Genomic DNA, 12,640 nt, shown 5'->3' with positions numbered 1-12,640 from the left:
GAACTAACTGAGGTCCGCATCGATCAATCGCTGGCTGGGCTAGTAGTTGGGGGTTGGCCGCTCGACGACGCTCTGCCAGCGGTCAAGCCCGCTGCGAAAAGCGGCATTGCCTGACATTCGGCACAATGGGCTCGGAACTCGCACATGAAGGGACGCTCGCAATGCAGGCCTATGTCCCGAATGATCTCAGGCCCGCGAATTGCCGCGCGGGCCGCGGCGGTTATGTGAGGGCGGCTGGCAATGTACCGTCGCAACGACCGCGTCACGTCGGCGTCTTGAAACTTGACGCTCGCGATGTCCGGCCTGCGCCAGGAGAACGGGCCGGCGATGTGCCGGATGATCCCGCGCGAGATGGTGATGCCGCATCCCTGCATCACCCAGACCTGGGTGGCGAGGTCGGTCAGCTGATAGGCCTTAACCCTCGCGGCGGCCTTGACTTCAATCGCTCGCCAGCCGCCATCCCCGTCCGGTTCGAGAACGTCGACACGAACCAGAACGTCTTCGTGCTGAAAGGTTGCCTCGAAAATCGGCTGGGCTGGCCCCTTCGCTATCAGCTCGGTTGTACGATCAAGCGCTGCCTGGATGTCTGGGATGGCGTCGACCATAATGCCATTGCGTACAGCGAACCGAGCCTTGTCGCCCACGTCGTGCCCGAAGCGGAAGCGGTCTAGCGTCGCGGGATCAAACCGGCCGGCATGCCGACGATGGATCTGGAGCCATAAGCGCCGGGGGCAGTGCTCGAAAGCGGCGATCTTCGACTTCGACAGCCGGAAGCGCGAGGAGGCGGTGGTCATGCTGCGACGGCCACGCCGGCTGGGAGTTCCGCAGAGGAGCGGAATTTGGTCGCGTCATCTCCGTACTTCTCGTCAGTCGAATCCGAATTCATGATGATCCCCGCTAAAATTGGCGAGGGACTATTCATTTAGGGGATACGCGATGTTGCCGCCGCGATACGGAATGTCACCTTGGCTGTGGAGTTGTGACCGGGATTGGGCCGTGAGCTGACCGGCAGTACGTCTGGCTTTCGAGACTTTGCCGTCGCTCTTTCGTATCGGGCCGGCCTGATATAGACACGCGTTAAGGGGGGCCGGGTCGACGGCGCCGATCAACGGTGGGCCCGGAGTGATGTGATGCGCGGCAATGAGCCAACCGTAGCCAGCTTGTTCGCCGGATGCGGCGGATTCGATCTGGGATTCAAGTCGGAAGGCTTCCGGCCCGTTGCCGCCTTCGACATCGATCCCGTCGCGGTGGGCGCGTTCAACGCCAATGTCGCCAATGTCGCGACGGTTTGCGATCTCTCGATAATCACCCCGCAAATATCGGCGGATGTCCTCCTCGCTGGATCGCCCTGCCAGGGATTTTCGACGGCCGGGAAGCGAGCGCTGGAGGATCCTCGCAACAATCTACTTGTTCGCGCGGGAGAAATCGCCCTCACCATCCGCCCGAAGATTTTCGTGCTGGAAAATGTGCCGGCCGCCATTTCGGGCCGTCATGGCAGCCGCTGGGAACAGGTCGAGGCGATGCTTCGCACGGGCGGATATCAGGTGGAGCGGGTTGTCGCCGAGGGACAAACCAGCGGCGTTCCCCAATTGCGAAAGCGACTGTTCCTGTTGGCTTGGCGGGGCGATAGTCCCGTGCGGTGCGATGTGCCACCGCGGGCCGGTCCCGCGCTGATGGAGACGATCGGCATGATCGGTGACGCATCGGGACATGATCCGCTGCCGTTTAAGCAAGGGTCGCGTGAAGCCCATATCGCGGCGCGGATCGGACCTGGGCAAAAATTGTGCAACGTCCGCGTCAGTCCGGCGGCTGTTCATACCTGGGAGATCCCCGAGGTGTTCGGCGTCACGACGTCGAGCGAAAAGATCGTGCTCGAGGCGATCGTGCGATTGCGGCGGCGCGAACGACGGCGCGATTTCGGCGATGCCGACCCAGTCGAAATCGAGCGCGTTTGCGCGTATCTGAACCGCTGTTGCCACGACGAAATAGAACACCTCATTTCGCTCGACTATCTCAGGCACGTCGGCAAGTTCATCGATCTGAAGCATACCTATAATGGCAAGTTTCGGCGCTTGCCGATTGATGGGCCGTCGCCAACCGTCGACACCCATTTCGGTGATCCGGCGCTCTTTCTGCATCCGCTCGAACATCGCGGTTTGACGCCCCGCGAAGCGGCGCGGATTCAGGGATTTCAGGACGGGTTCGATTTCGGCAATGTCAAAGCACGTGCCTTCCGCATGATCGGTAATGCCGTACCCCCGCCCATGGCAGGACGGCTCGCGCATTTCGTGCGGAACGCGCTGTTGCCGGTGGCGGCATGACCGACCGCCTCCGCACGCTACTCGCCCGCTGGGGCCTCCATGACTGGGCGGAGGGTGAAGAGGCGCTGCTCGATCTCGAATCGGTTCTATATCTGGGCCGTCGGGTTTGGGACGATTATGAACCCGCCCAGTTCGACCGGTTCGAAAATCGTCTGGACCGCTGGCTGCATAATGTCGACGACGAGCATGATCAGCTCACGCTGTTCCGCCTGCTCGAAAGACTGTTCTTCATCGGCCGCCCGGAATTCGAATCGCTGTGCCGAGCAGCCTTTCATGGACCGGTGACGCGCTGGCTCGTCGACGAGTGCAATATCGATATCGCGGACGCCGCGGCCGGAAGTCAGATCGATGCGGCGGTTCGGCAGACATGGTTTTGTCCGGCGACCGATTCCATGCGAATAAACGCATTTCTGAAGGTCAATGGGCTGACGGGCAAGTCGCACCGGCCCGAATGGCGATCGTTGCGCAAGTTCGGCGACGTTGAAAAGATAAAGACATATCTGGCGACGGAAAATGTGAAGCGCCTCGTCCTGCTTGAGGATTTCGTCGGCAGCGGTACCCAATTGGGCAGCGTGCTGCGCTTCGTGGCCAGCGAATTTCCCGATTTGCGCGTCCTCGCCTGCCCGCTGGTGGTCTGCCCCACCGGCGACGCGGTATGCCGCGAGCTCGCGACCGCGAATGCGACGATTTGCTATGAACCCGCGCTCAAGATCGCCGCCGATACGCTTGTCGCGACAGATCCCGTCGCCGAGGAAGCGCCTCTGCATGCTAGGGTGCGGGATCTGACACAGAAGGTCTCGGCGCGTCTCAGCCCGACCGAAAACGATGCCGCATCCAAACGCTACCATGGCTATAAAGGGACGGGCGCCGTCGTGGCCCTATATTCCAACTGCCCGAACAACTCGCTGCCGATCCTCTGGGATGCTACCGACGCGTGGAGACCGCTCTTTCCCCGGCTGAAGCGCGCATGACGATGCAGATCAACCCCTTCTTCGAGGTCTATGTCGGCGATCGCCTGACGAGCGCCGAGTTCGTGGGAATTTTCAGCCCCTTTCTGGTCGAACATGCGCAGGCGCTATTTCTACCCGGCAACGTCGTCGTGAAAGGCATTCAAGGGAGCGGCAAGAGCATGCTCCTGACGTTGCTCAAGGCTGACGTCCGTCGCGAATATGGACGGGCGATGGCGCCCTTCCCCGTACAGGGTGCAACGGGAGATTTCATCGGCGCCGGGATCAATCTTGCGCATTGCAACGCCATGGATTTCGGCTACCGGCGGCTCACCAACGATCCCGAAGAGAATGCGCTGCTGTTCGCGGATTTCGTCAATCACCAGATTTTGCTCGATCTCTTCGAGTCCTTGCGCAAGCTGGCCAATCCGGACCGCGCCGAAAAACATTATCCGACCGTGCTTCTTGACCCGGTTCGCACCGAAGACTTCGCCCGGCACATCCAGGCCCATCCGGTCTTCCAAGGCGCGCTCGCCGGCTGCCAGACGATGGAGGAGATCGAGGCGCGGATGCGGCAGCGGCTCAATTCCTTTGTTCGATACCTGCACCGGAACGATCAACAGCTCGACGAAGGCATCCGGGCGACCAAGACCGACATGGGCACGCCGATTTCGACGATTGTCGCCGAACTCAAGCGGGCTGGTATCATCTCCGAGAAAGTGCCGGTCTTCGTTCATCTCGACCAGTATGAAGAACTCGCCAACATTGCATCTCCGGACGAAAGAACGCCCGATTATCGAGCGGTCATCAATCGCGCCTTGGCACGCCGCGACCCGGCCATCTCCTATCGAATCGGGACGCGCGGTCACGCCTGGCGGGACCATGGCCGAATTCTGGGGACAACCGCGCGGCTCGAAGAGGAGCGGGATTACAAATTCGTTGACCTCGACCTGTTGCTGAGGCGGTCCGAAAATCCCAAGACCTATATTTTCCCGCGGTTCGTCGCCGATGTCTTCGCGCGGCGGCTGCGGCATGTCGGCTTGGCATCGGACGACGCCCAAGGCGACAAGCTTCTGGCCAGCATTTTCGGCGATGGCATCGCGCCACAGGACAAAGCGCGTCGCTACGGTGGCCGCAACCCGGCGCGCGCCGTACGTGTCAACGAAGACTGGCCCGAGCCCTTCTCCGCGGCGCTGAAGGCCTTGGGGGAAACCGATCCGCTCGACGCCCGCCTCCTGGAGGCAAGAGCGCTGCAAAGGATCGATCGGGCGGCGCCGCGGGCCACGAGGCTGCTGCCCGCCGAGCTGACAATGGACATCCGCGATGATGTGGAGCGCGAATGGTGGCGCAAGGAACGGGTCGAACTCGCGCTCGTCCAGATCGCCGGGCGTTGTCAGGAGCGGCCGATCTGGTCCGGCAAATCGGAGGTCATCGAGCTGAGCGGTGGCAATATCCTGACCTTCCTCAACATCTGTCAGAATATCTGGGATACGAACGGCCAGCTGGGCCGCCGTGCCCGCGACACCGGGATGTCGGGGATCGAAGATGACCTGCAAGCGCTCGGGATATTGAAGGCCAGCGAATATTGGCTGCGCAAGATCTTGCGCGAGACAGGACGGAGCGGCGACCGCAGCCGGTTCGTTCAGCTTTTGGGGACCTTCCTCGCCCGACGACTTCATGGCGACCGCCAGATGAGCAATCCCGGCCATAATGGTTTTTCGGTCCCGGACGATGAACTCGCGTCGCCGGCCTTCGCTTTCGTCCGCGACCTGTTGCTGGAGATGGTGGACTATGGGACCTTGGTGGCCTCAAGCCACACCACCAAGGAGAAGGACCGGCAACAGCGGACGAAATTTTATTTGAACCCCGTGCTCTGCCCTCATTTCCGCATCCATTATAAGAGGTTGAAAGAACCGATCTACGTCCATGTCGCCGAGGTGGCCGGCTGGATGGCCGATGCGAAACTGCCGGTGCCTGACGACGTTCGACGGAGCAGATCGAGCAGCGACCCGCTGCCGCTCCCGCTGCCGCTGTTCGAGACCGAGTGATGCAGCCCTTTCGACCCTGGGGACAAATCGATTGGCTGCTTGGCCGGCTCGACGGCAAAGCCTGGTCGATGATTGGCTGTTGCGGCACGGAAAAGCGCAGCATCTGCCTTGCTAGACATTTAGGGCGGGCTACCCTCCATCATGTCAGGATGGTCGAGATCCGCGATCCTCAGCCCCTCGACGCTGCCGCGGTCGAGCAGCGGCTGGCCGAAAATCGAGCCTTGCTGACCGCAGCCGGCTATGCCGCGGACGAGATCGTCGCATGCCCGCTCGTCGCCGACCTAGACACGATCACGGGTATCGTCACGAGCCTCGTCGCGGCTGGCAGTACGAGCCTGCTCATAGACTTGACGTCTATGCCGAAACATTGGTTTTTTCCGCTGATCCGCGCGGCGCTCGCCGAGACGGCCATCGAGGATGTCATCACCTGTTATACAGCGGGGGTCGGCTATGCGACGACCTTGTCGGAGAATATCTCGCCCCTTCGCGTTCTGCCGAGCTTCGCCGGCGAAGCCGCGCGCAACCGGCATGGATCGCTGATCATCGGCATAGGATTCGAACCGACCGGGCTCGATGCCTTGCTCGCCGATCAGCAGTCCGATGCTATCCGCCTCATCTTCCCCTTCCCGCCCGGTCCTCCCGGACATCAGCTGAACTGGATGTTCGTGAAGCATATCGAGGAGCTCACCTCCAAGAACCAGATCGTTCCGCCGGACCGGGTTCACATCCACATGTATGATTGCCCCCAGATATTCGATGCATTGTGCGAGATGACCGACGGGGGGAGGATCAGTTCGGCGATCGCGCCCTATGGCCCGAAGACCGTATCCCTGGCCATGTGCCTGTTCGCACTCGCGGCGGAGGCGGCGGGGAGGCCGGCGGTTCCCGTCTATTATGCTCAACCGCTCCGCTATGCGCTGGATTATACGTCTGACGCGTCGATGCGCGGCGACAAGCCCGATGCCGTGGGCTATTGCCTGCGTCTAGCCGGTCGCGATTTATATCGCGTTGCATGAACCCATACGTTTCCGTTATGTTCTAACCATTGGCGCGCTCTGCCCCTGCTTCTCATAGGAGGTCATGCGCTAAAGCATCGTTTGAAGGATCCCCAATGACCAGCGGAACGGCCGGAGCGGAGATATCGGCAGCGCGGGCGATCATGGGCGAAACGCGGCGCCCGACGGTTGCCGCGCTCGAGGATATCCTCCACATCGAGCACCCGGTCCTCGATCATGGCTTCGTGCGGGTGATCGATTATATGGGAGACGACGCCGCCATCGTGCAGGCTGCCAGGGTCTCCTACGGGCGCGGCACGAAAAAGGTGAACGAGGACCGGGCACTGATCCGCTATCTCATGCGCCATTGGCACTCGACGCCATTCGAGATGTGCGAGATCAAGCTGCATGTGAAATTGCCGATTTTCGTCGCGCGACAATGGGTCCGGCACCGCACGGCCAACATCAACGAATATTCGGCGCGCTATTCGATCCTCGACCGCGAATTTTATACCCCTTCGCGCGAACAGCTGGCGGCGCAGACGACGACGAACCGCCAGGGACGTGACACTGCACTCAACGAGAATGAAGCGGCTCACGTGCTCCATTTGCTGCGGGACGATGCCGAACGCTCCTATGCCGCCTATCGCCAGCTGCTCAATGATCCCGACGACCCCGATTATCGAACCGACCGGACGGGGCTGACGCGCGAACTCGCCCGTATTGGCCTCAGCCTGTCGACCTACACCCAATGGTATTGGAAGACCGACCTTCACAATCTCTTCGGATTTTTGAGGTTGCGCGCGGACCTACATGCCCAGTTTGAGATCCGCGCCTATGCCGAGCTCATACGGGACGTCGTGCGGCGGTGGGTGCCAGTGAGTTGCGAAGCATTTGAGGATTATCGAATGAACGCGGTCTCCCTTTCTGCGGCTGAGGTGGATATCGTGCGTCAGGCGTTGGAGGGCACCATTTTGACCCGACCGCGCAATATCTCGGCGCGGGAGTGGTCGGAATTTACCGCTCGATTTGGCATAAGCAGCTGAAGAGTGTCCACAATCGATACTAGGATGTAATAAGTCGCACGGACAAACACGCGTGGCAGCTTTCAGGCGCTCACAGCTCGCCTCTGAACGGACCGAATACGGGGCGCGGAGAAGACGCATTGGAAGTAGATAGACCGGCCTGCCATGCTCGAGGCATGGCAGGAGCGGCTCAAGATCGTCGAAAATTAATCATATTTTACAGAATCTTATGAGACATAGGCGATCAGGAAAGCTGCTATGGAGTCGCGATTTTCGGTCGCACCTTGAACGGCATATCGCGCGGAGCCGTCGGGCAGCTAACTTCACTGACCCGCCTCGAGCGCCGCTAGTCGCCGCCACTCCTGGGGGTGCCATCAATGTTAGCAGCACCCTCCTCGGCTCCACGGCCATAGGTGTCGCCACCATTCATGGTCGCCGGGGCGGCAGGAGATTGGCCTATCGGGGCACTGGGAATTGGCGCGCGGCGGGTAGGTATGGGAATGATATCCTTGTCGCCTATATCTCCGATCCACTCGTTGAGAGCGTAGACGGCCTGCTGCGGAGGAACCTCGAGGCCATCGATTGCAACTCGATCTATCGCAACGTACCCGCGACTGCCTACGCACAGTTGCGCCGGCATTTCGGTACGATCAAACGCAATGCTTAACGTACGGTCCGCCTTGGTCAGGTTGTCGTACCAAGCAGCATCCAGCACCCAACCCTCCCCGTTGCGCGTCCAGCTCACCTGCTTGCCAGCCGCTTCGAGCGTGTCAGGCAGCCGAAAAAGCTTCGCTTGATAGCCAACGATGCAGAGATTCAGGTAATCTTGGGGCGGCTGGATCGCGATCTGAGAAACATACCCTGCCGGCGCCACCATGTTGCCATCTTCGGCGATGGCGTCTGCTTGCGTGCGCTGATCGTCATAGCCGTTGACGCGGCCGAGGAAGTAGACGGCCACACCGATAATGGCCACGAACTGGATAGCGCAGAACCATCGGAAATAGCGGCGAAAGCGCGTCGCGGCCGTCTGGTCAGTCATAATTGTCCCCCGGATTGAAATTGAAAGCTTATCTGGCCCGGCACGCCCCGCTGCCGGTCCCGACCCCCATGCGGACGTTTGACAAGACGGGGCGAAGGAGCCGTTCTTGCCCGCCCAGGTTTTCCGTCACAGCCGATCAGCCTCGATTGATTCAGCCGACGGTCGCGGATGTTGTCACCGTCGCCCAACCAGCCTGATCGTTGCCAACGCCCCCGTGACCGCTCGCACGAAGCAGGGATGAGGTGGCGCCCGTCGATCGCAACAGGGAGCGTATGCGAACCAGGGGCTGAACGACCTCGATAGGCTCGACCGGCCAGCTGGCGATTGGCAGCGGTCATTTGCGTGGTGGCTGAATGAGGATCCAGCCGTGAGTTTTGCGGACAAGCATGTAGCCACAGAACCGGCACGGCGCCTCGACGGTCGACCCCATGTGACGAGCGGCACCGGCATCTCTCTCGTGCTTGCCCGCTGCGCATGGCCGCCCATCCGTCGCGGTCAATCGCCGTTTGCGGTCTCGCCGTGCCTGGAGCGGATGGAGGAGATTTTTCAGCATGTGCCGCTGTAACCTGCGCACGGGTGCTGTTTCGCGCGGCGGCCGATCGCAGCCCGCTTCCATTGCAGAGCCGGTTCCTCGATCGATTTCCAACTGACCCAACCCAGCGCCCAGCTCATCAGAAGGGCAAGGCTGACCTGCGCCAGCCAGCTATAGTGGGGATGTGTTGTCGAGATAACCAGCTGGACCGGGTAACCGTAGAGGTATGTCCCGTAGCTGATGTCGGCACGCGCGTTGATCCTCTGGAAGGTGCCGATGTCGGCCTTGAAGGCGAGCCAGTAGAGGCCGATCCCGCCGAACGTGATCAGGGCCGGCTCCGCCAAGGGCTGGAAGGTGAGACACGCAAGGCTGATCATCACGCAGGCCAGGGCGGCACAGCCGGTAACCCGCTCTTCGAGCATGTTGCGATTGAGGAACGCGAGAGCGCCTATACTGAAACAGGCGAGGAACCGGACCGATTGCCAAGGGTGCCCGAGAATGATGTTCGACTTGAATGGAAGCTCTACCACCGGCAGCTGGCCCCGCCAGGTCAGCGCCACAATCATGCTGAAGCCGGCAATGGCTATGAGCGCGACCGCCAGGATCAAGCGCCCTGCCAAACGCGCCGGAACGAAGGTGAGCAGCATGACCAGCAGATAGCAGCGAAACTCGTAGGCAATGGTCCACATCGAGCCGTTGGTTGCCGTTCCATCCGCCATGTGGGGTGGCGTGGCGAAGAAGAACAATCCCCAGACCGGCGTATCCGTCGACATCTCGCCGAGCGCGCCGCCAACCATGGCCGACAGCATCCAGGCGATCACGAAGGCGGGAGCGATACGGAGCAGCCGCTTGGTCACGTAGGCTCTGTTGGATTCCGAGCTGAGCCATGATTCAGTAATCAACCAGCCGGAGAGCAGGAAGAACATATCGACTGCCGCTGATCCGGCGGTAACGGTGCGGAAGACCCGCAATGGGTCCATGCGTCCGTCGCCGTACACGAAGCTAGAGGCGTGGCTGACGATCACTAGGCTCGCAAGGGCGAGGCGGATAGCGCTGATGTTGTTTACACTGCGCGAGCGAGCGTCTGCACTCGCCGATAGTATCTCAGCGGCCGAAGCCGCGCCACGGCCTATTGCTGTATCCCAACCCGCCATCGTTGCCCCCCATGTCCTTAGGGGCAACGGCCAAAGCCGGATGTTCGAAACTCTGGCAAAGCACAGAGCGCATGCGCCTTTACCGTTGCCGGCTGGACATGCGCGCATGCCACCCGGCCGATGAAATCGACCGAGTTGCTTTGCGAGAGGTTTCGAAGCCCCGCTCCCGAGTGTCGCGGGAGCAGGGAGACCTTAGATGGATATGGCGGACGAGCGCAAGTTGTCGATCACCTCAGCAAACCATCGGAGATCAGCGGCGATGTTGCGCGTGAAAGTAGCGGCGGCCGCGCGCTTCGTTGCTGCCGTTACGACCTAATTCCGGCGATCCCGAGATCGGTCATTCGGCCATCTCGATCATTCACAACGTTAAACGGCTGCCCGCGCGGCATAGAGAGCAATCCCGGTAGCACAAACAATCTGCTACTCAGTTCGGCGAACGGCCAAGATGCCGGCACCGTCCTATTTATATACAAAACATACGAGATCCGACGGCAATGCGTCTCGCATTTCAACGCCGGTACGGCCTACTTGCCCATCCTCTCGTGCGATTGTCGCGCCTTTCGGTTGCGGCCACCCACGTCGTCGAAAGGATCATCATGCTGAACTTCGTTGTTCACCGCCATTCGGCGAGCGTCCCGCCCGCCGACCCAATTGCAGGGAGGCGTTGATGGAGGACCTTGTCTGGATCGCCGCGATGCTCGGGCTGCTCGCCGCAACGTTCGCTTATGTCCGCCTCTGCGAATACGCGTGAGGGCCCGGCCATGACCATCGACCTCTGGCTTGCCGCGATCACTGCTGGCGGGCTTCTCCTTTACCTCGTGGCCGTGCTCGTCCGGCCCGAACGCTTCTGATCGGACCAACGCCATGACCATCCAGGGCTGGATCCTCATCATCGCCTTCGTCGCCATTCTCGTCGCGCTCGCCAAGCCGGTCGGGATGTGGTTGTTCGCCCTCTACGAAGGCCGCCGTACGCCGCTTCACGTCGTGCTGGGACCGGTCGAGACGGGCTTCTACAAACTTGCCGGCATCGATCCCAACGCCGAGCAAAGCTGGCGCCGTTACGCGGTCCATATGCTCATCTTCAATGCAGTGCTGATGCTGTTCACCTATGTGATCCTGCGGCTGCAGGGCGTGCTGCCGCTCAACCCGCTCGGCTATGCTGGCAATAGCGGCCATCTCGCCTTCAACACGGCGGTGAGCTTCACCACCAACACCAACTGGCAGAGCTACGGCGGGGAATCGACGATGTCGAACCTCAGTCAGATGCTCGGCCTGACGATCCATAATTTCATGAGCGCGGCGACCGGCATCGCGCTCGCCTTCGCACTATTCCGCGGTTTCGCGCGGCGCCAGGCCAACAGTATCGGCAACTTCTGGGCAGATGCCACCCGCATCACCCTCTATATGCTGCTGCCGATCTGCATCGTCTATGCGCTCGTCCTCATCGCCAACGGCGTGCCGCAGACGCTTGCCGGTTCGGTCGACGTCTCGACACTCGAAGGCGTCAAGCAGACGCTCGCACTCGGGCCGGTTGCCTCTCAGGAAGCGATCAAGATGCTCGGCACCAATGGTGGCGGCTTCTTCAACGCCAATTCGGCGCATCCATTCGAGAACCCCAACGCCTTCACCAACCTGCTCCAGATGCTGTCGATCTTCACCATCGGCTTCGGCCTGACCTGGTGCTTCGGCAAGGCGGTGGGCAATACCCGCCACGGCTGGGCGATCTTGTCAGCGATGCTGATCCTGTTCCTCGCTGGCACGACGATCGTCTACTGGCAGGAAGCGGCCGGCAATCCCGTGCTCCATGGTCTCGGCATTCCCGGCGGCAATATGGAGGGCAAGGAAGTCCGCTTCGGCATCGCCGCCTCGTCACTCTTTTCGGTGATCACCACGGCAGCCTCATGCGGTGCCGTCAATGCGATGCATGACAGCTTCACAGCGCTCGGCGGCATGATCCCGCTATTCAACATCCAGCTCGGCGAGATCGTCGTCGGCGGCGTGGGTGCGGGTATCTACGGCTTCCTGCTGTTCGCGATCCTCGCGGTGTTTGTCGCCGGGCTGATGGTCGGGCGGACCCCCGAATATGTCGGCAAGAAGATCGAGGGGCGGGAGGTCAAGCTCGCAGTGCTCGCCATCGCGGTTCTGCCGCTGATCATCCTCGGTTTCACCGCGATCAGCTCGGTGTTGCCGGCGGGTCTGGCGGGGCCGCTCAACAAGGGACCGCATGGCTTCTCGGAGATCCTCTACGCCTTCACCAGCGCGGTCGGGAACAATGGTTCGGCCTTCGGCGGTCTTACCGCCAACACGCCCTATTATAACGCGATGCTGGGCGTCGCGATGTGGATCGGCCGCTTTTTCATCATCGTGCCGATGCTGGCGATCGCCGGTTCGCTCGCCGCGAAGAAGCATATTCCGGAATCGACGGGATCCTTTCCGACGACCGGTGGCCTCTGGGTTGGCCTGCTCGTCGGGATTATCCTGGTCCTGGGCGGCCTAACCTTCCTGCCGAGCCTCGCGCTCGGTCCCATCGCCGATCATCTGATGATGACCGGCGGCACCCTGTTCTGATCGAGGCTGTT

10 protein-coding genes are annotated in these 12,640 nt (G+C 61.2%); 7 read left to right on the top strand and 3 right to left on the bottom strand.

Annotated elements, in window-relative coordinates; genetic code table 11:
• Positions 1 to 23 precede the first annotated feature (23 nt).
• Positions 24 to 794 carry a hypothetical protein gene (locus AC1DQK_RS10920; RefSeq protein WP_477870322.1) on the bottom strand — a complete coding sequence of 257 codons (771 nt, stop codon included), beginning with the start codon at positions 792 to 794 and terminating at the stop codon, positions 24 to 26.
• A 336-nt stretch (positions 795 to 1,130) separates the two neighbouring features.
• Between AC1DQK_RS10920 and AC1DQK_RS10915 the strand changes: the two genes are divergently transcribed.
• The 5 genes from AC1DQK_RS10915 to thyX all read left to right on the top strand — a co-directional run bounded on the left by AC1DQK_RS10915 (position 1,131) and on the right by thyX (position 7,357).
• Positions 1,131 to 2,321, top strand: a complete 1,191-nt coding sequence (locus AC1DQK_RS10915; RefSeq protein ID WP_477870320.1) for a DNA cytosine methyltransferase — start codon at positions 1,131 to 1,133, stop codon at positions 2,319 to 2,321.
• A complete protein-coding gene (locus tag AC1DQK_RS10910) occupies positions 2,318 to 3,292 on the top strand; it encodes a phosphoribosyltransferase-like protein (protein WP_477870318.1) in 975 nt (324 codons plus the stop codon). The genes AC1DQK_RS10915 and AC1DQK_RS10910 overlap by 4 nt, the downstream gene beginning before the upstream one ends.
• Positions 3,289 to 5,316: an ORC-CDC6 family AAA ATPase gene (locus tag AC1DQK_RS10905; RefSeq protein ID WP_477870316.1), complete on the top strand. Its 2,028-nt coding sequence runs from the start codon at positions 3,289 to 3,291 to the stop codon at positions 5,314 to 5,316. Before AC1DQK_RS10910 ends, AC1DQK_RS10905 begins: the two co-directional genes overlap by 4 nt.
• A 149-nt stretch (positions 5,317 to 5,465) precedes the next feature.
• Positions 5,466 to 6,332: a hypothetical protein gene (locus AC1DQK_RS10900; RefSeq protein WP_477870314.1), complete on the top strand. Its 867-nt coding sequence runs from the start codon at positions 5,466 to 5,468 to the stop codon at positions 6,330 to 6,332.
• Positions 6,333 to 6,427: 95 nt separating this feature from the next.
• Complete coding sequence (thyX, locus tag AC1DQK_RS10895; protein WP_477870312.1) at positions 6,428 to 7,357, top strand: FAD-dependent thymidylate synthase; 930 nt, start codon at positions 6,428 to 6,430, stop codon at positions 7,355 to 7,357.
• A gap of 325 nt (positions 7,358 to 7,682) precedes the next feature.
• Here thyX and AC1DQK_RS10890 read toward each other — a convergent pair whose 3' ends face one another.
• Together AC1DQK_RS10890 and AC1DQK_RS10885 are read right to left on the bottom strand one after the other, a co-directional pair.
• On the bottom strand, positions 7,683 to 8,375 hold the full coding sequence (locus AC1DQK_RS10890; protein ID WP_477870310.1) for a hypothetical protein: 693 nt from the start codon (positions 8,373 to 8,375) through the stop codon (positions 7,683 to 7,685).
• Between the two features lie 546 nt (positions 8,376 to 8,921).
• On the bottom strand, positions 8,922 to 10,061 hold the full coding sequence (locus AC1DQK_RS10885; RefSeq protein ID WP_477870308.1) for an acyltransferase family protein: 1,140 nt from the start codon (positions 10,059 to 10,061) through the stop codon (positions 8,922 to 8,924).
• Positions 10,062 to 10,822: 761 nt separating this feature from the next.
• Between AC1DQK_RS10885 and AC1DQK_RS10880 the strand changes: the two genes are divergently transcribed.
• Together AC1DQK_RS10880 and kdpA are read left to right on the top strand one after the other, a co-directional pair.
• A complete protein-coding gene (locus tag AC1DQK_RS10880) occupies positions 10,823 to 10,912 on the top strand; it encodes a potassium-transporting ATPase subunit F (protein ID WP_056377342.1) in 90 nt (29 codons plus the stop codon).
• Positions 10,913 to 10,925: 13 nt separating this feature from the next.
• Positions 10,926 to 12,629 (top strand): potassium-transporting ATPase subunit KdpA, encoded by a 1,704-nt coding sequence (gene kdpA / locus AC1DQK_RS10875; RefSeq protein WP_477870305.1) that lies wholly within the window; start codon positions 10,926 to 10,928, stop codon positions 12,627 to 12,629.
• Positions 12,630 to 12,640: the final 11 nt, after the last annotated feature.

It is taken from the genome of Rhizorhabdus sp. P4_G5, from assembly GCF_056401065.1.
This window is presented reverse-complemented; position numbering and strand designations above follow the sequence as displayed.

Bases quoted from the DNA above. Each gene is read 5' to 3' on its own strand.
- AC1DQK_RS10920 (WP_477870322.1), bottom strand. From the start codon at position 794: ATGACCACCGCCTCCTCGCGCTTCCGGCTGTCGAAGTCGAAGATCGCC.
- AC1DQK_RS10915 (WP_477870320.1), top strand. From the start codon at position 1,131: ATGCGCGGCAATGAGCCAACCGTAGCCAGCTTGTTCGCCGGATGCGGC.
- AC1DQK_RS10910 (WP_477870318.1), top strand. From the start codon at position 2,318: ATGACCGACCGCCTCCGCACGCTACTCGCCCGCTGGGGCCTCCATGAC.
- AC1DQK_RS10905 (WP_477870316.1), top strand. From the start codon at position 3,289: ATGACGATGCAGATCAACCCCTTCTTCGAGGTCTATGTCGGCGATCGC.
- AC1DQK_RS10900 (WP_477870314.1), top strand. From the start codon at position 5,466: ATGGTCGAGATCCGCGATCCTCAGCCCCTCGACGCTGCCGCGGTCGAG.
- thyX (WP_477870312.1), top strand. From the start codon at position 6,428: ATGACCAGCGGAACGGCCGGAGCGGAGATATCGGCAGCGCGGGCGATC.
- AC1DQK_RS10890 (WP_477870310.1), bottom strand. From the start codon at position 8,375: ATGACTGACCAGACGGCCGCGACGCGCTTTCGCCGCTATTTCCGATGG.
- AC1DQK_RS10885 (WP_477870308.1), bottom strand. From the start codon at position 10,061: ATGGCGGGTTGGGATACAGCAATAGGCCGTGGCGCGGCTTCGGCCGCT.
- AC1DQK_RS10880 (WP_056377342.1), top strand. From the start codon at position 10,823: ATGACCATCGACCTCTGGCTTGCCGCGATCACTGCTGGCGGGCTTCTC.
- kdpA (WP_477870305.1), top strand. From the start codon at position 10,926: ATGACCATCCAGGGCTGGATCCTCATCATCGCCTTCGTCGCCATTCTC.